We start from the raw sequence: 17986 nt of genomic DNA, 5'->3' as shown, positions 1-17986 counted from the left end.
GGGCCCAGGTCAGAGGAGTTGGTAGCTCCACGACGCCGGTTTCAGGTCACGCGCGGCAGCCAGCCGCGCTCGTAATCTCAGGCAGTGCACGTGGGCCTCCTCACGGCGCTCGCGGGCAGATGGGCAACATGCCTTCGACGCTGCTCGATTGGACGAGACAGCACGGATAAGCACAGCTCAACGGGGGTGGAGCAACGCTCCTTCCCGGTGGCACGGCGAGACAGTAGACCGGGATTCCGGCCGCACCAAACGACTGCCATCCGAGGGCTCAAAGCAGGGAGCCACCTCGTTAGGTGCGGCCGAAATTCACCGTTAACCTCCGCTGCAACCTCGCACCGGATGCGCGCCGTTGAGCGCTGCCCGGAGCAGGTCCAGACTCCGCCGCGCCCGAATAGAGGCCCTCCCCATGAGCTACACGCTGCACCGAGGCGACGCCCTGACCGTCCTGAAGTCCCTCCCGGACGAGAGCGTCCAGGCGGTGATCACCGATCCGCCGTACAACTCCGGGGGCCGCACCAGCTCCGACCGAACCGGCCGTACCGCTCGCGCCAAGTACGTCACGAGCAACTCGGCACACGACCTCGCCAACTTCCCCGGCGAGAACCGCGACCAGCGCTCCTACCGCTCCTGGCTGACCGAACTGCTCACCGAGGCGTACCGGGCCTCGACCGAGCACGCGGTCGCCATGGTCTTCACCGACTGGCGACAGGAGCCGACCACCTCCGACGCCCTGCAGATGGCGGGATGGACCTGGAGCGGCACGATCCCGTGGATCAAGCCGTCCAGCCGCCCCCGCAAGGGCGGGCCGAAGCAGGACTCGGAGTTCATCATCTGGGGCGTCAAGGGCTCCCTCGACAACACCCGCGACCTCTACCTGCCGGGGCACTACATCGCCTCCCAGCCCCGCAAGGGCCGGGTTCACATCACCCAGAAGCCCGTCGAGGTCATGCAGCAGCTCGTCCAGGTCTGCCCCGAGGGCGGCACCGTCCTCGACCCGTTCACCGGCAGCGGCTCCACAGGGGTCGCGGCCCTGCGCGAAGGACGCCACTTCGTAGGCGTCGAGCTGTCCGCGCACTACGCCGACGTCGCCGAGGAGCGGCTGCGAGCCGAACTGACGAAGGACGACTTCGAGCTGGCCGGACCGGAGGCATGAGCGTGAGAGCGCAGAGAGGCCAGGGCCGGCGGCCCACAGACGCCAGAGGGGCGGCTGGAGCGTCGACTAACCGATGCACCAGCCGCCCCTCCTGTTACGTCAAGCCGCCTCGAACGCCCGCCGGATCAGCGGCGCCGCCTTCTCCAAGTCGGCTGCCGAGACGACGCGGACCTCCAGGTCGCCGGTCCCGAGGTGTCCGATACCGCGCATGTCCCGGGTGAAGCCCTCCTCCAGCTCGACCGTGTCGGGGTCGAGTCTGAGGTACACCAGGATCGCTTCGTGCTTCGGCCGGAAGATCACCGACGCTACGTTCACCAACCGCCGGTAGGCGATGTAGTGCCGCAGGGACGCCACCTCCACCTCGCCCCATGCCGTGAGCGCCTCGTCCAACTCCGCGTACAGGTCCCGCAGGCACTCCGGCACCGCTCCTCCGCCCGCAGGCGGAGAGACCGCCGAAGCCGTCGGCACGCTGTCCGCCACGGGTGCCCGCTCCCGGCCCCGGCGAGACGAGGCAGCGCTCGGGAAGCCGGTCGCGGAGTCCACGAGCAGCAGCCCTAGCAGGCCACCGTCGAAGATCCGGTAGCGCACTAGGTCGATCCGCTCGGGCAACCTCTGCACCGCCACCCGGTCGTGATGCGAGAAGCCCGCCGCGATGCAGATCATCCGCGGACGACGCCAGTCGACGGACTCAGCGACCTCCGCCCCCAGCACCTTCCGCACGAGCGCCTCGAACTCGTGGTGCGCCGACTCCAGCCAGGACAGGTAGGAGACAGCCTGGGACATCACCCCGCTGTCCGAGCCCTTCTTGAACTCGATCACCACCGGGCTGCCGTTCTCATCGAGTCCCAGGGTGTCGATCCGCCCCCGGTGCCAAGGCCCGGTCGGATACTCCGAGGCCAGGAAACGGACGCCCAGCATCTGCTCCAGGCCGGCCTCGACCCGCCGCTGCAGCTCCACCTCCAGCGCAACCGTCGAGCCGGCCAGCTCGACGTCCCGTCCGTTCGCGTCCTGCCGGAACATCATTAGCTCGGCCACCAGCGCCCCCTCCCGCGATCTCTGCAAGGAAGCCAATCGCGCGAACGCCCTGGTTATTCCACTTCTAGCTGGCCGGACCGTCTGGTGGGGTCAGGCTTCACGCTGAGGAGTAGCGGAAAACGCCTGGCTGACGGCGGTGAAGACTGTGACTGAGTGTTCTACTTTGTTCTGATCGCTTCTCCGTGACGGCAACGCCATCAAGTCTGGACGCGTTCAGGGCGGCCAACCACCATGCAGCCACCTGAGCAGCGCGGGACCGTCACGTCGGCGGGAATAGGGCGCCTACATCGTCTGCGGTGATTAGTCGCCCACGAGAGGGAGCGAGCAGCTTGCCCAGCCAGCCATCTTCTTGTGGGAGGAGCGCCTCGATCCTCGTACGCGCGTCACCGCGCGCTTCGGCGTCGTTATCACCGCATAGCCCGTCGTACTTGCGGAGCCGGTCGGCCAACACGTCGTAGAGCCGCACAGCCGCAGCGTGGTTAACCAGCACAATCTTGTCGTGGGCTGCTTCGGCAGCATCGTCCTCGGTAGCGGTCGCCGGGGTGAGTAGGCAGCCGATGACGCGGGTCTTCGCAGAGCGCCTCGTCTCGACCTCGATCTGACCGAGCAGCTGGTTCACGTCACTGCGGTTCAGCGGATGGGGCTCCCCCTTCGGAACGGTTTTGACTTCCCAGACGCGACGTTCGGCCCGCTTGACCGTGGACCACGTCCAGCGGCAGTCAGTGGCGCTCTGTTCCCACTTGGGTGGGCGTTCGCCGCTGGCGCCCACGAGACGAGCAAGGCTGGTCAACCCTTCGCATTGCTGATCGTGGCTACCGATGAGCGAGGCGCGTCCGTCAGACAGCATGCGGTTCAGCCGACCACCGGTTTCACGACGCCACTCGTCCCAGGCAAGGAAGAACCGGTCGGTGTCGTCAGCGGTGTGTTCGGAGCCTTCGAGGTCGGCGACGGTGCGAGCCAGGCGGAGGAACCAAGTGGTCCGGGGCCCGCCAGCGGTGGCGTCCTTCAGCGCCCTACGCGCGGCGACCCGATCTTGTGGGCGTCCACGGTCGAAGTGGGCATGGGCCTCCACATAGCGCCAGAACGCTGCATGCTCGGTTTCTCCAGCCAAAGCAAGTTGGGCGGCTGCTTCACTCGCTTTCTTGGCCGCTCCCGCGTGGTCGCCGAGCCAGAGATCGGTCGCTGCGGAGACCTCGGCGTCGGCGCTGGAGACGTCGCTGCTCCCGCTGGCGCTACGGCCGGGCCGAACCTTGCGACGCGGCCCCGCCGGGGCCGTGGTGTCTGCATCTGCCAGCAGTTGCGCGGCTGGTTGCCAGAAGGTCGTGCAGGCACGCAGGGTGCCATCCCAGCCCCGGTCGTAGATCTCCAGTGAGGCACGGATGGTGGGTTCGGTGCCCGTGGGGATCGACTTGCGGACTGCCGGGTCAGCGAGCATCTGGGCGAAGCTGGGGTCCAGCCCAAGGTAGAGAGAACGGTCGGTCGGTTCGCGATTGGCACGGCCCAGGGCCTGGGTGACTCGCTGGCCGACCCGGTGGCGCATAAAGCTGGCGTCGCCGAGATAGGCAACGACGAAACGTTCAAACTCGCTGCTTGCCTGCGGGACTGTGGTGATGATGACCAGCTTGCACAGGTCGCCAGCGAGGTCGAGTCCGTCGTAGCGGCCAGCGGTGATCAGGTGCCCGGCCGCGACTCGACTCCAGGTGTCAACCATCGAGTCGTCTCCGGGACGGAGACGGTAGACATGGTGCCCGCTGGCGGTGAGGGTCTCCTCAAGGGTGTCCGCCTCGGCGTGGCTGGCGCACAGCCAGGCCGCTCGGCCTCCGGCCGCCTGGGCTTGGGCGAGAGCCCAGCCAAGGACGTTCTGGGCGAAGGCAGGTTCGGCACTGGGATTGAGCACCAGACGTCGTGCGCCGGTCGCGCTAGACGGCAGCGGCGACGCGGTAGTCAGGCGGGTGACCGGCCCGCCGCCGACTCGCCGCTGGAGGTCGTCCATCGAGCCGAGGGTGGCCGACAGGTAGATCCGCTGCTTGGCCCGGCTGTACTGGGTATTGAGCGCAGTTGGGGGGTGGTAGGGGCGGATTTCGATGCCGGAGGGTCCGATCAGGATGCCGCATCGGGTGAGGTGGTCGCGGACTGTGGGCCAGACATACATCGCCTCGTCCCTCAACTCGCGATCCGTGACGAGAGGCGATGCCTCGATGGCATCGCGTGCCGGACCTGTGATCGCATCCCAGTCGCTGAAGGACAGCAGCTCGGGTGGGGTGCCGGGTCGGGCGGAGCCGTCGAGCATCGCGCTGAGTCCGGGGTATGCATCGGTGTGAGCCGCCACCAGCTCACAGATTGTTTGGTAGAGCTGGCGAGCAGGGCCGGGTATGTCGGGGATGCGTAGGGTCTGCAAGCCGCTGAGGGGTTGCTCTGCGAGATGGGCGTCGTCAAAGATGACCAGGTCGGCGGGCTGTGGAACGGGCCTGCTGTTGAAGTAGACCCAATAGTTCATGACACCGACAGCCTGGGCCTGGTGGAAGTCGTCGAGCTTGGCGCCGCCGTAGTCCTTCGAGGCAAAGCGGACAACATCTAGTCCTAGCGCTTCGGCTTCCTCTTCGACCCGCTCGGCGAGTTGGCGGGTGCCGGCCAGGTAGGCCACTGACCACCCGCGGGTGAGGGCGTGATCGGCGATGAGCAACGCCAGCAGCGTCTTGCCTTCACCCGTGGGCATCTCGATCGCCAGATCTGGCGTGTCGAGGTGCTGCTCCGCGTATGCAGCGAGGACCTGGAGCTGACCAGGCCGAAGCTGAGTGAACCTCCCCGATCTGAAATCCGTGAGGTTCTGTTCGAAGTCCGGCTTCGCAGCGTATGCCACCGTTCACCCCTCACTCGTAGAGTAAGAACTCTACGGCGCTGGCGGTAACTCCGCGCTGCTCTCGTTGGCTGACCCGGGCCTCGGCGGGCCCGGCGTCGAAGATGTAGCGGGCCTTGTCGAGATGGAACCCGGTGACCTCGCCGAGGGCTCCGGAGTTGTCGGCGGCCCGGGCCGCCTGTCCGGGCCCGGCGAGTGCGGCCGCCAGCCCGACGAGGGCCACGGTGACGAGGGACCTGAGGCGTCCAGAACGCCCGAGCGTGCTCGATGTTGATCGCATAGGCAGGTTTTAGCGCAGAAACGAGCACGGCACTAGGGTGCGAGAAAGCCCCTCCGGCGATTGAGGAGCGGGGCCAAGGGCGGCGCCCCGTGACCTCAACCCCCTCGCTCTGGAGGGGCATTTCGGAGAACGAACTGCTCGGGGCCCTAGAGCGCGACCTCGAGTAGCGCGTCGACGGCATGACGAGGTCCCGGTGGCGAGCACTCTCCGTGAAGGCTGACGATCGCTCAGGCGTCCCTGACGCCTCGTCACCAATTCAAGATCATCTTGCACGTACGTTGCACGAGATGATGAAAAACAGCGATGATCAATGGAGGGTTGTGCAAGTGTGTAACAGCAGGTCAGAAGGCATTTAGGAGTGTCGTGCCCCTCATCTCCTAGGGGCACGACACTCCTACCGATCAGATGTCCCGGAAGATCTCGATCTGCGCCCCCACCGAGTTCAGCCGCTCCGCCAGTTCCTCGTAGCCGCGGTTGATCACGTACACGTTGCGCAGCACCGACGTGCCCTCCGCCGCCATCATCGCGAGGAGGACGACCACCGCCGGGCGCAGGGCCGGGGGGCACATCATCTCGGCGGCGCGCCAGCGGGTGGGGCCCTCGACCAGGACGCGGTGGGGGTCCAGGAGCTGGAGGCGGCCGCCGAGGCGGTTGAGGTCGGTGAGGTAGATCGCGCGGTTGTCGTAGACCCAGTCGTGGATCAGGGTCTGGCCGTGGGCCGAGGCCGCGATGGCCGCGAAGAAGGGGACGTTGTCGATGTTGAGGCCGGGGAACGGCATCGGGTGGATCTTGTCGATCGGCGCCTCCAGTTTGGAGGGGCGGACCGTCAGGTCGACCAGCCGGGTGCGGCCGTTGTCCGCCGCGTACTCCGCGGTGCGGTCGCAGTCGACGCCCATCTCCTCCAGGACCGCGAGCTCGATCTCCAGGAACTCGATGGGCACCCGGCGGATCGTCAGCTCGGACTCCGTGACGACGGCGGCGGCCAGCAGGCTCATCGCCTCGACCGGGTCCTCGGAGGGCGAGTAGTCCACGTCCACGTCGATCTCGGGCACACCGTGCACCGTGAGGGTCGTCGTGCCGACGCCGTCCACGCGTACGCCCAGCGCCTCCAGGAAGAAGCAGAGGTCCTGGACCATGTAGTTGGAGGAGGCGTTGCGGATGACCGTGGTGCCGTCGTGGCGGGCGGCGGCCAGCAGGGCGTTCTCGGTCACCGTGTCGCCGCGCTCGGTCAGGACGATCGGGCGGCCGGGCGTGACGGAATGGTCCACCCGGGCGTGGTAGATCCCCTCGGTGGCGGCGATGTCCAGGCCGAAGCGGCGGAGCGCGATCATGTGCGGCTCGATCGTCCGCGTACCGAGGTCGCAACCACCCGCGTACGGCAGCTTGAACGCGTCCATGCGGTGCAGCAGCGGGCCGAGGAACATGATGATGGAGCGGGTGCGGCGGGCGGCGTCCGCGTCGATCGCGTCCATGTCGAGCCGGGCCGGCGGCACGATCTCCAGGTCGGTGCCGTCGTTGATCCAGCGGGCGCGCACGCCGATGGAGTTGAGCACTTCGAGGAGGCGGTAGACCTCCTCGATACGGGCCACGCGGCGCAGCACCGTGCGCCCCTTGTTGAGCAGCGACGCGCACAGCAGCGCCACGCAGGCGTTCTTGCTGGTCTTGACGTCGATGGCGCCGGAGAGGCGGCGCCCGCCGACCACGCGCAGATGCATGGGACCGGCGTAGCCGAGCGAGACGATTTCGCTGTCGAGTGCTTCACCGATGCGGGCGATCATCTCAAGGCTGATGTTTTGATTGCCGCGCTCGATGCGGTTCACCGCGCTCTGGCTGGTGCCGAGCGCCTCGGCGAGCTGGCTCTGCGTCCAGCCCCGGTGCTGACGGGCGTCACGGATGAGCTTGCCGATACGTACGAGGTAGTCATCTGACATGCCGAAAGGCTATCTCAGATATGAGATTGCACTCGCGTGGGGGTGTGCCGTTCGGGTGAGAGTGGTGTGCCGGAGGGGGCGGGGGAGTGAAGGGCGGTGCCGGAAACTCCCTCGCGGCCGGGGCCCGTCGCTCGTAGGGTCCCACCTCATGGATTCCGCCGCCACGCACGTGCTCTCCGTCAACATCGGCCGCCCCCGCCCCAACCCCTGGAAGGGGATCAGCGCGACCGGCATCGACAAGCGGCCCGTCGACGGGCCGGTCGCGGTGACCGCCCCCGGGCCCAAGGGCACCGGCGCCGTCGGTCTTGCCGGTGACCGGGTCTACGACGTGAAGCACCACGGCGGCACCGACCAGGCCGTCTACGCCTACGCGCGCGAGGACCTGGACGGCTGGGAGGCCGAGCTCGGCCGGCCGCTCGCCAACGGGGTGTTCGGCGAGAACCTGACCACCCTCGGCGTGGACGTCAACGGCGCCCTGATCGGGGAGCGGTGGCGGATCGGGCCGGACGTCGTCCTGGAGGTGTCGTGCGCGCGGATACCGTGCGGGACCTTCCAGGGCTGGCTGGAGCGGGACGGCTGGATCAAGCGGTTCACGCGGGCCGCCCTGCCCGGCGCGTACCTACGGGTGATCGAGCCCGGTGAGATCCGGTCCGGCGACCGTCTTGCGGTCGTGCACCGGCCCGCGCACGAGGTGACCGTCGCGCTGGAGTTCCGGGCCACGACGCTGGAGCCGGAGCTTCTGCCGCGCCTCCTCGTCGCCGACGCGCTGCCCGACGAGACGAAGGAGGCGGTCCGCCGCCGCACCGCGCCGTAGCCACGCGCCCGTCAGGCGAGCAGCCGGCAGTTGTCGAAGTGCGTGCAGCCGCAGGCGAGGCAGTCGGCGACGACGTTCCGCAGGGTCCGCGTCTCCGTGATGAGCCGGTCCGGTTCGGGGGCTTGGGCTCCGCGCGGCCCTCCTGACGGCCGCTCCGGTGGGCACCGCGCCGGGCGGCCCGCTCGTGGCCGCCCTGGGACCCGGCGGGTACTGGCCGCGGCGGGGGCGGCGACGATCGCCCTGGCTCTGGTGGCCACGGCGACGCGGGCCCGGGGTACGCGCCGGCCGGGAGGGGACACGGGGCTGTTCCGTCGCGGCGAAGGCTGAGCGATTCTCGTCGACGTCCGAGTGATGCGCGTGGGCTCCCGGGCGTCCTACTCGATGTCGCTCGATCGCTCGGCGGAGTGGGAGCGTCGATGCGCTGCGACTCGCTCGCGGGTCGCGCACCGGCGTGAGCAGTAGCGGCGTTCCGGACCGCTGCCCTGGGTGACGAAGACGTTCCGGCAGCTGGGTGAGGCGCAGATCCTGCCGGGCGGGCGTTGACGATCCCAGACGAGGACGGTCAGGGCCATGCAGGACGAGGCGAGGAGCCACTCGCCCCAGGGCGCGTTGTCGTCGCGGTCGAGATGGGGATGCCAGGGAGAACTGCCGCCGTGCGAGGTCAGGCGGAGCGGTCCGGTGTGTTCCTGCAGGAGGCGGTTGAGGGTGGCCGCGGAGCCGTCAGCGTGCTCGGCGGCGAAGACGTGCCGCAGCAGTGCGGCGGCTGCGCGCATCGCGGCGACGTCGCGGGCGGTGAGGTCGATGGGGTCGGTCTCACCGTATGCGCGGAGCACGTCGGCGACTTCGGCCGGGTCGGGGTGGTCGTCGGCGAGAGCGTTGATCAGGGCAGCGGTCCGTCGGGCTGTAGTCAGCACGGAGTGCCGGGTGGACCAGTCGTCGCTGTGGGAGAGCACCTGCGGAATGTAACGCATCTTGCTGAGTTTTGAGTTACTTCCGTAACGTCTTGTGAATGAGAAGGCGTTACTCACTGCGTGTGTATCTCGCCGGAGCAGTGGCAGCTCGTTCCGGGGACGAGATGTCAGGACCGGCGCTGATGCTGGCGGGATTCGCTGTGGCCGGATCGGCTGTCGAAGCGTCGCTGCTGCTTGCGGGCATCACGATCTCTGCCGCCGTCGGCGGGCCGGTGCTCGGGGTGCTCCTCGACAGGGCAGGACGGCCGGGGCGCCTGCTGGCCGGGGCCCTCGTCCTGTATGCCGCGGGGCTGGGGATGATTCTCGCGGGACTGGGACGGTTGCCGTTCGGCGTCACGATGCTGATCGCCGTGGTGACGGGGCTGCTGGGGCCGGCTCTGTCGGGCGGATGGACGGCTCAGCTGCCGCGTCTGGCGCTTGGCGACCGCCTGCCGCGGGCGAACGCGCTCGATGCCATGACGTTCAGTGGGGCGAGTCTGGCCGGTCCGGCTCTCGCCGGTGGCGTGGCGGAGGCGTTGGGGGCTTCGTCGGCCGTGGTGGTCTCCGTGGCGCTCATTGCCTTGGCGCTGCCCGCCGCGTGGATGCTGCCCACGCGTCCCGGCCGGGTGCGGGAAACTCGGACGACCTCGCTGATCAGCGACCTCGCCGCCGGAACGCGGGTCATCGTCGGAAGGGCGGCTTTGGCCCGGGCGACCCTCAGCTCAGTTGTCTCCTGTGTCGCCCAGGGCATGCTGATGGCGTGCGTCCCGCTCCTGGGCGAGCGTGTCCTGGGCGGAGCCGGCCGCGGCGCGGTGCTGCTCTCCTGCGTGGCGGTCTCCGCCCTGGCGGCCAACGCCGTACTCGCCCGGTTTCCGCGTGCAGTCGCCCCCGACACGATCATCTGGGTCAGTGCCCTTGTCCAGGCTGCCGCACTGGCCTTGGCCGCCGTGGGGTCCCCCTTCGTGCTCATCGTGGCCGTACTCGTAGCGGGGATCGGTGAAGGCCCCCAGCTGGCTGCCTTGTTCGCAGTGCGTCACCGGGAGGCACCGGATCACCTGCGAGGCCAGATCTTCACCACGGGCGCCAGCCTGAAGATCACCGGATTCGCCCTGGGGGCAGCGGTTGCCGGACCACTGGTGACGTGGTCGCTTCCAGGCGCTCTGACACTCGCGGCGAGTGTGGCGGTACTCGCGGCACTGGCCTTCTTCGCGGTCCCGGCGGCGACCGCCCACTCGTCCGCGGACGGCACGCTCTCGCTCGAGCGTCCTCGGGGGAAGGGCTGAGCTGTCCCGGATGGGAAACGGACGGGAAACGAGCATGACCTCGCTGCCGAGCACCAACGACGTGTCTCTCCATGGACGTGGATGGATCAGCTCTCTCCCGCAGACCTGGCAGGCCACGGTCTGCTGCCTGTCCGGCCTCGGGTGCCGCCGCCGACGGACCTTCTGGCGGCGGGCCTGTGACTGGTCTGTTGGTGACTGATGCCGAGGGTGGGTGTGCCGCCCTCCGCGCAGTGCGCGCGGTCGAGGGTCGCGCGCCGGGCGTCGGGTCACGGCCGGTCACGGCGGCCGGACGGCTCCGGCTGGGGTGGGGCCGCGGCAGCCGGTTCCGCTGGTCGCGGACGCAGGCGTGGGGCGTGGAGAAGGGGATCGAGATGCCGTGGTCGTCCATGAGCGTCTTCAGATGTCCTCCGCACTGACGTCCCGCATGATCATCGGGGCGATGATGTGCCGGCTCGTCGCCCACATGGCCGCCCGTCGTCACCGCGGCGTACCAGCCCGCGCAGCCGCGGTCCACTTTGGTCCACCGGAACCCGCCTACGGGCGGTACGTCCTCGAACCGGAGACCCCGTCCGTAGCCGATGCAGTGCGACGACGCCGACCGATGTCGAGGAAGTCCAGGTCACAGGCGCTCAGCAGGGGATCGCCGTACGCGCGTGCCGGTTCCCCCACCGTCTCCCCGGACGGTCAGCCTCAAACGGTCACTCGGCCTTCGGCGAGAAAACCTGGCGGTCACCCATCTTCGGTGACAACGCCCCACCTTCGCTGCGAGAGATCACGGGGCGCCCGGACATGACCCTTCCGCGGTCATGTACTAGAGTTATCTCGACATCGAGATATATGCCGAAGGCGCACAGCGGGCCGCCGGGGGTAAGGGTTACCTAACTAAGCCTTACCTTAGCGGATGGTCCGGTGGTCCGAGGCGGCACCACGCGGCGCCCGCCGTGGTGAGGCGCGGCGCGGAGTTACGCGCACATTGATGAAGGAGACTGTCGTGTCGGCGAACAGCTTCGACGCCCGCAGCACGCTGCGCGTGGGCGACGAGTCGTACGAGATCTTCAAGCTGGACAAGGTCGAGGGCTCCGCGCGCCTCCCCTACAGCCTGAAGGTCCTGCTGGAGAACCTGCTCCGCACGGAGGACGGCGCGAACATCACCGCCGACCACATCCGCGCGCTCGGCGGCTGGGACTCCCAGGCGCAGCCCAGCCAGGAGATCCAGTTCACGCCGGCTCGCGTGATCATGCAGGACTTCACCGGTGTGCCCTGCGTCGTGGACCTCGCGACCATGCGTGAGGCCGTCAAGGAGCTCGGCGGCGACCCGGAGCGGATCAACCCGCTCGCCCCGGCCGAGCTGGTCATCGACCACTCCGTCATCGCCGACAAGTTCGGCACGAAGGACGCCTTCGGCCAGAACGTCGAGCTGGAGTACGGCCGCAACAAGGAGCGCTACCAGTTCCTGCGCTGGGGCCAGACCGCGTTCAGCGAGTTCAAGGTCGTCCCGCCGGGCACCGGCATCGTCCACCAGGTCAACATCGAGCACCTGGCCCGTACGGTCATGGTCCGCAACGGCCAGGCGTACCCCGACACCCTCGTCGGCACCGACTCGCACACCACCATGGTCAACGGCCTCGGCGTGCTGGGCTGGGGCGTCGGCGGCATCGAGGCCGAGGCCGCGATGCTCGGCCAGCCGGTCTCCATGCTCATCCCGCGCGTCGTCGGCTTCAAGCTGACCGGCGAGCTCCCGGCCGGCACCACCGCCACCGACCTCGTGCTGACCATCACCGAGATGCTCCGCAAGCACGGCGTCGTCGGCAAGTTCGTGGAGTTCTACGGTGAGGGTGTGGCCGCCACCTCGCTCGCCAACCGCGCCACCATCGGCAACATGTCGCCGGAGTTCGGCTCCACCGCCGCGATCTTCCCGATCGACGACGAGACCCTCAACTACCTGCGCCTGACCGGCCGCGACGCCCAGCAGGTCGCCCTGGTCGAGGCGTACGCCAAGGAGCAGGGCCTCTGGCTGGACCCGGCCGCCGAGCCCGACTTCTCCGAGAAGCTGGAGCTCGACCTCTCCACGGTCGTCCCCTCCATCGCCGGCCCGAAGCGCCCGCAGGACCGCATCGTCCTCGCCAACGCCAAGGCCCAGTTCGCCCAGGACGTCCGCAACTACGTGGACTGCGTGGACGAGGCGGGCAAGGAGTCCTTCCCGGCCTCCGACTCCCCGGCCATCGGCGCCTCCGGCCCGACGAACCCGGTCACCGTCACCGCTCCCGACGGCTCCACGTACGAGCTGGACCACGGCGCCGTCACCGTCGCCGCGATCACCTCCTGCACCAACACCTCGAACCCGTACGTCATGGTCGCCGCGGCGCTCGTGGCGAAGAAGGCGGTCGAGAAGGGCCTGACCCGCAAGCCGTGGGTCAAGACCACCCTCGCCCCGGGCTCGAAGGTCGTCACCGACTACTTCGACAAGGCGGGCCTGACCCCGTACCTCGACAAGGTCGGCTTCAACCTCGTCGGCTACGGCTGCACCACCTGCATCGGCAACTCCGGCCCGCTGCCGGAGGAGGTCTCCAAGGCGGTCAACGAGCACGACCTGGCCGTGACCTCGGTGCTCTCCGGCAACCGCAACTTCGAGGGCCGGATCAACCCCGACGTCAAGATGAACTACCTGGCGTCCCCGCCGCTGGTCGTCGCGTACGCCATCGCCGGTTCGATGAAGGTGGACATCACCAAGGACGCGCTCGGCGTCGACCAGGACGGCAAGCCCGTCCACCTGTCCGACATCTGGCCCTCCGAGGCCGAGGTCAACGACGTCGTGGCGAACGCCATCGGCGAGGACATGTTCAACAAGTCCTACCAGGACGTCTTCGCGGGCGACGCCCAGTGGCAGGCGCTGTCCATCCCGACCGGCAACACCTTCGAGTGGGACTCCGAGTCCACCTACGTGCGCAAGCCCCCGTACTTCGAGGGCATGACCATGGAGACCTCGCCGGTCGAGGACATCACCGGCGCCCGGGTCCTGGCCAAGCTGGGCGACTCGGTCACCACCGACCACATCTCCCCGGCCGGTGCGATCAAGGCCGACACGCCGGCCGGCCAGTACCTCACGGAGCACGGCATCGAGCGCCGTGACTTCAACTCCTACGGCTCGCGCCGTGGCAACCACGAGGTCATGATCCGCGGCACGTTCGCCAACATCCGCCTGCGCAACCAGATCGCGCCGGGCACCGAGGGCGGCTTCACCCGCGACTTCACCCAGGCGGACGGCCCGGTGTCGTTCATCTACGACGCCTCGCAGAACTACCAGGCGGCCGGCACCCCGCTGGTCATCCTGGCCGGCAAGGAGTACGGCTCCGGCTCGTCCCGCGACTGGGCCGCCAAGGGCACCGCGCTCCTCGGCGTCAAGGCCGTCATCGCCGAGTCCTACGAGCGCATCCACCGCTCGAACCTCATCGGCATGGGCGTCCTGCCGCTCCAGTTCCCGGAGGGCCAGACCGCCGAGACCCTCGGCCTCACCGGCGAGGAGACCTTCTCCGTCACCGGCGTCACCGAGCTGAACGACGGCACGACCCCGCGTACGGTCAAGGTCACCACCGACACCGGCGTGGAGTTCGACGGCGTCGTCCGCATCGACACCCCCGGTGAGGCGGACTACTACCGCAACGGCGGCATCCTGCAGTACGTGCTGCGCAGCCTGATCCGCAAGTAGGGATCGGCGGCAGTACGGCGAGAGGGCCGCACCCCCGGTGACGGGGGTGCGGCCCTCTCTCATCTTCTGAGAAGAACTGCCGAGTGCGTCAGAACAGGAACTTGTAGCCGTTCCAGCCGCTCGTGCCGACCAGCTTCTTGGCCTTGTACGGGGCCGCGGCGTTGCCGGTGCCGGTGTACAGGTACAGCTCGCCGCCCTTGCGGGCGATGAGGTCGGTCTTGCCGTCCTCGTTGATGTCACCCGGGGAGACCAGGCGGTCGTACGTGTTCCAGCCGCTGCCGATCTTGGTGCGCTTGGCGAACGGCGCCTTCTGGTTGCCGGTGCCCTTGTACAGCCACAGCACGCCGGACTTGTCGCGGGCGACGACGTCGTTCTTGCCGTCGCCGTTCAGGTCGCCGTTGCCGGCGATCGCGCTGTAGATGTTCCAGCCGTAACCGGCCTTGATGCGATTGGTGACGGTGCCGTCGCCGTACCCGAGGTAGACGTACAGGTCGCCCTTGGTGTCGACGGCGAGCATGTCACCGCCGGCGGCCCCGCCGATCTGGCCGGGGGAGATGATCTTGCTGTAGATGTTCCACCCGTAGCCGATCTTGACCGCGGACCCGTCGAACTTCAGGTAGCCCATGTTCCCGTTGTCCTCACGGAACCAGAGGCCGTCGCTGTCGCCGTCGTTCTGGTGGTCGACCTGCATCATGGCGGAGACGCCGGTCCAGCCCTGGCCCTGCCACTCGCGGGCGGTGAGGCCGCCCTTGCCGTTCGGGCCGTACGCGTACGCGGTGCCCGCGGAGTTGACGGCGTAGAGCCAGAAGTGCGGGTTGGCGGTTGCCGCGGCGGGAGCCGCCGAGGGCTGGTCGGCCGAGGAGCCGAGCGAAGGCTGCGGGGCGTCGGCGGCCACGGCGGAGGTGCCGGTGGCGACGAGGGCGGCGGTGAGCGCCGCGGCTGCCGCGCGAGCGGCTATGCGCATGTGGTGCCGGCCAGTGGTTTTGGCCACAAGTACTCCATGGATCGTGAAGTGGGGGCGGCCCGCCGCACGTTGGCGGCGGGCCACCGATTCACGGAGATCGTGTCACGGTTTCGTACGTGAAACCTGCACGTTTCGTCATGACTGTGTAACCACTGTGACCGCGTGACCGGCTCAGAAGAAGAGGCGGTACGTGTTCCAGCCCGAGGTGCCGATGATGGCCTTCGGCTTGTACGGGGCCGCGGCGTTGCCGGTGCCCGCGTACAGGTACAGCTCACCCTTGGCGTTGCGGGCGACCAGGTCGGTCGTGCCGTCCATGTTCAGGTCACCGGCGGCGAAGAGGGTGTTGTACGTGTTCCAGCCGCTGCCGATCTTGGTGCGCTTCTGGTACGGCGCCTTCTGGTCGCCGGTGCCCTTGTACAGCCACAGGACGCCGGACTTGTCGCGGGCGACGATGTCGTTCTTGCCGTCGCCGTTCAGGTCGCCGTTGCCGGCGATCGCGCTGTAGATGTTCCAGCCGTAGCCGACCTTGATGCGCTTGGTGACCCGGCCGTCGCTGTAGCCCAGGTACAGGTAGAGGTCGCCCTTCCCGTCGCGGGCGAGCAGGTCGCCGCCCTCGGCGCCGCCGAACTGGCCCACCGAGACGACGGTGTTGTAGATGTCCCAGCCGTAACCGATCCTCTTCGCGGGGGAGTTGTCGGCGGCGTAGAAGTAGATGTTGCCCGAGGTGCCGAGCTGCCAGCGGCCGTCCGCGAGGTTGTCCGCGTCGGTGTCGGCCTGGCCGACGAACTTGAGGTCCGTCATGCCGGACTGGAACTTGACGCGCGCCGAGAGGGTGCCGTCACCCTGCGGCGCGTAGGTGTAGGCGGTGCCGGAGCTGTCGAGGCCCTGGAGGCCGAAGAGGGGCGCGTCACCGACCTCGGCGGCGGAGGCGGAGGCGGCGGACGCGCCGGTGACGACCAGGGCCGCGGTTATCGCGGCGGCGGCGAGACGGGCGGCAGCCCGTCCGGGCCGACGGCCAGAGATCTTGGCCACGTGTGTTCTCCATGGATGGTGGGACGAGGCGTGACGCGCCGCGGGATACGGGGACACGCCACGGAATTGAGGGTGATCCTTTCACGACTCCCTCACGTCTCCAAGGGTTTGTCGAAATGAGGCCAACACAGCGTCTTCGCCCCGGTATGCGGACACCGCGAAGGCTCCGGACGCCCTTCGTCCGCGGCGGCATGCGTACACCGCCGTGTGCCGGGCAGGCGGAAGTCAGCTTCCCGAAACCAGTCGGACAGCGGTAGAAGAGGAGTTGTCGTGTCATTTCTGTGGGCCATCATCGCGGGACTCATCATCGGTCTGCTGGCCAAGCTGGTCGTGCCCGGCCGCCAGCCCATCCCCCTGTGGCTGACCGTCCTGCTCGGCATCGTCGGCGCCGTCGCGGGCAACGCCCTCGCCACCGCCTTCGGTGTACGCGACACCGGGGGCATCGACTGGATCCGCCACATCTTCCAGATCGGCGTCGCCGCGGTGCTCATCGCCTTCATCAGCCCGATGTGGGCCCGACGACGCGCCTGACCAGCCACCCCCGTACGACGAACGCCCTGCCCACCGCGCACAGCGGTGGGCAGGGCGTTCGTCGCGTCGCTCAGGCCCGGTGCGCCGCGATCAGCGCCTGATACCAGCGGTAGCTGTCCTTCGGGGTGCGCTCCAGGGTGTCGTAGTCGACCCGGACGATGCCGAACCGCTTCGCGTACCCGAGCGCCCACTCGAAGTTGTCCAGCAGCGACCACACGTAGTAGCCCCGCACGTCGACGCCCGCGTCCATCGCGGACCGCAGCGCCGCCAGATGCGTCCGCAGGTACTCCACCCGGTCCGCGTCCCGCACCGCGCCGTCCGGCTCCACGGTGTCGTGCTCCGCCGAGCCGTTCTCCGTGATGTGCACCGGCGGCAGCGCGTCCCCGTAGGTGTCCTTCAGCGCGGTCAGCAGATCGGTGAAGGACTCCGGGACGACCGGCCAGCCCATCGCCGTCCGCCGCACGTCCGGGTACTGCCCCTCGGTGTACCGGTTGTCCGTGGCGACCCGCAGCGCGGGGTCCGGCTCGCGGTGCGGGGCGTCGGCCACCACGATCGGGCGGTAGTAGTTGATGCCCAGGAAGTCCAGGGGCTGGGAGATCAGCTCCAGGTCGCCGTCGCGCCGGAAGTCCTGCCCGGTGATCAGCTCGCCCCAGGTCTCCTCCTCGGTGGCCGGGTAGCGGCCCGCGAGGATCGGCTCCGTCCACACCAGGTTGTGCTGGGTGTCCGCGCGGACCACCGCGGCCCGGTCGGCGTCCGTCGGGGCGGCCGGGACGTTGCGGTCCAGGTTCAGGGTGATGCCCGCCTCGCGGACCCCCGCCGCCCGCAGCGCCTTCATCGCCAGTCCGTGGCCGACGAGCAGGTGGTGCGCGGCGGCCAGGGCGCCGCGCCCCTCCTTCGCGCCGGGGGCGTGCCGCCCCACGGAGTAGCCGAGGAAGGCGCTGCACCACGGCTCGTTGAGGGTGATCCAGCGCGGCACCCGGTCGGCCAGGCGCTCGGCCACGATCTCCGTGTACTCGCCGAACCGCTCGGCCGTCTCCCGTACGCGCCAGCCGCCCCGGTCCTCCAGGGCCTGCGGCAGGTCCCAGTGGTAGAGGGTGGCGGCCGGCTCGATGCCCGCCTCCAGCAGCTCGTCCACCAGCCGGGAGTAGAAGTCGAGGCCCTTCGGGTTCACCGCACCGGAGCCCTCCGGCAGGATGCGCGACCAGGCGATCGAGAAGCGGTACGAACCGACGCCCAGCTCCCGGAGCAGCGCCACGTCCTCGCGGTAGCGGTGGTAGTGGTCGCAGGCCACGTCACCCGTGTCGCCGCCGTCCGTCTTCCCGGGCATGTGGCTGTACGTGTCCCAGATGGACGGACCGCGTCCGTCCTCCCGCGCGGCGCCCTCGATCTGGTACGAGGCCGTGGCCGCGCCGAAGACGAAGCCGGGCGGAAAGACCGGGAACTCACTCAT

General features: G+C 68.9%; 14 protein-coding genes. 5 read left to right on the top strand and 9 right to left on the bottom strand.

Annotated features, from left to right (window positions below; all coding sequences use genetic code 11):
• The first annotated feature begins 406 nt into the window (after window positions 1–406).
• Window positions 407–1153, top strand: coding sequence for a site-specific DNA-methyltransferase (locus tag G3I41_RS08435; RefSeq protein ID WP_027737851.1), 747 nt, complete (start codon window positions 407–409; stop codon window positions 1151–1153).
• 99 nt (window positions 1154–1252) lie between these two features.
• Here G3I41_RS08435 and G3I41_RS08430 read toward each other — a convergent pair whose 3' ends face one another.
• The 4 genes from G3I41_RS08430 to G3I41_RS08415 form a co-directional block, all read right to left on the bottom strand.
• Entirely contained in the window at window positions 1253–2188 is a 936-nt protein-coding gene (locus G3I41_RS08430; RefSeq protein ID WP_027737852.1) for a DUF5655 domain-containing protein, read from the bottom strand.
• 259 nt (window positions 2189–2447) lie between these two features.
• Window positions 2448–5048 carry a DEAD/DEAH box helicase family protein gene (locus tag G3I41_RS08425; RefSeq protein ID WP_027737853.1) on the bottom strand — a complete coding sequence of 867 codons (2601 nt, stop codon included), beginning with the start codon at window positions 5046–5048 and terminating at the stop codon, window positions 2448–2450.
• 10 nt (window positions 5049–5058) lie between these two features.
• Window positions 5059–5268 carry a hypothetical protein gene (locus tag G3I41_RS08420; RefSeq protein ID WP_027737854.1) on the bottom strand — a complete coding sequence of 70 codons (210 nt, stop codon included), beginning with the start codon at window positions 5266–5268 and terminating at the stop codon, window positions 5059–5061.
• 458 nt (window positions 5269–5726) lie between these two features.
• Window positions 5727–7256 carry a UDP-N-acetylglucosamine 1-carboxyvinyltransferase gene (locus G3I41_RS08415; RefSeq protein ID WP_018100749.1) on the bottom strand — a complete coding sequence of 510 codons (1530 nt, stop codon included), beginning with the start codon at window positions 7254–7256 and terminating at the stop codon, window positions 5727–5729.
• Window positions 7257–7404: 148 nt separating this feature from the next.
• On the opposite strand from G3I41_RS08415, the gene G3I41_RS08410 reads away from it, so the two are divergent.
• A complete protein-coding gene (locus G3I41_RS08410) occupies window positions 7405–8070 on the top strand; it encodes an MOSC domain-containing protein (RefSeq protein WP_164399674.1) in 666 nt (221 codons plus the stop codon).
• 11 nt (window positions 8071–8081) lie between these two features.
• Here the strand turns inward: G3I41_RS08410 and G3I41_RS08405 are convergent, their stop codons facing one another.
• Window positions 8082–8369 (bottom strand): hypothetical protein, encoded by a 288-nt coding sequence (locus tag G3I41_RS08405; RefSeq protein ID WP_164399673.1) that lies wholly within the window; start codon window positions 8367–8369, stop codon window positions 8082–8084.
• 75 nt (window positions 8370–8444) lie between these two features.
• Window positions 8445–9041: a CGNR zinc finger domain-containing protein gene (locus G3I41_RS08400; RefSeq protein WP_164399672.1), complete on the bottom strand. Its 597-nt coding sequence runs from the start codon at window positions 9039–9041 to the stop codon at window positions 8445–8447.
• A gap of 38 nt (window positions 9042–9079) precedes the next feature.
• Here G3I41_RS08400 and G3I41_RS08395 point away from each other — a divergent pair, with 38 nt between their 5' ends.
• Window positions 9080–10303, top strand: a complete 1224-nt coding sequence (locus G3I41_RS08395) for an MFS transporter (RefSeq protein WP_164399671.1) — start codon at window positions 9080–9082, stop codon at window positions 10301–10303.
• Between the two features lie 991 nt (window positions 10304–11294).
• The gene (acnA, locus tag G3I41_RS08390) at window positions 11295–14009 is read left to right on the top strand and encodes an aconitate hydratase AcnA (protein ID WP_164399670.1); all 2715 of its coding nucleotides are present in this window, start codon (window positions 11295–11297) and stop codon (window positions 14007–14009) included.
• Between the two features lie 88 nt (window positions 14010–14097).
• Here acnA and G3I41_RS08385 read toward each other — a convergent pair whose 3' ends face one another.
• Window positions 14098–14973 (bottom strand): VCBS repeat-containing protein, encoded by an 876-nt coding sequence (locus tag G3I41_RS08385; RefSeq protein ID WP_164399725.1) that lies wholly within the window; start codon window positions 14971–14973, stop codon window positions 14098–14100.
• 171 nt (window positions 14974–15144) lie between these two features.
• Window positions 15145–16005 (bottom strand): FG-GAP-like repeat-containing protein, encoded by an 861-nt coding sequence (locus tag G3I41_RS08380; RefSeq protein WP_164399669.1) that lies wholly within the window; start codon window positions 16003–16005, stop codon window positions 15145–15147.
• Window positions 16006–16275: 270 nt separating this feature from the next.
• Here G3I41_RS08380 and G3I41_RS08375 point away from each other — a divergent pair, with 270 nt between their 5' ends.
• A complete protein-coding gene (locus G3I41_RS08375; RefSeq protein ID WP_164399668.1) occupies window positions 16276–16536 on the top strand; it encodes a GlsB/YeaQ/YmgE family stress response membrane protein in 261 nt (86 codons plus the stop codon).
• Window positions 16537–16606: 70 nt separating this feature from the next.
• On the opposite strand, the gene G3I41_RS08370 is transcribed toward G3I41_RS08375, so the two are convergent.
• On the bottom strand, window positions 16607–17986 hold the full coding sequence (locus G3I41_RS08370) for a GH1 family beta-glucosidase (RefSeq protein ID WP_164399667.1): 1380 nt from the start codon (window positions 17984–17986) through the stop codon (window positions 16607–16609).

The organism is Streptomyces sp. SID9727 (assembly GCF_010550605.1).
Taxonomy (GTDB): domain Bacteria; phylum Actinomycetota; class Actinomycetes; order Streptomycetales; family Streptomycetaceae; genus Streptomyces.
The sequence above is the reverse complement of the archived record's forward strand: the minus strand, read 5'-3'. Positions and strand labels throughout refer to the sequence as shown.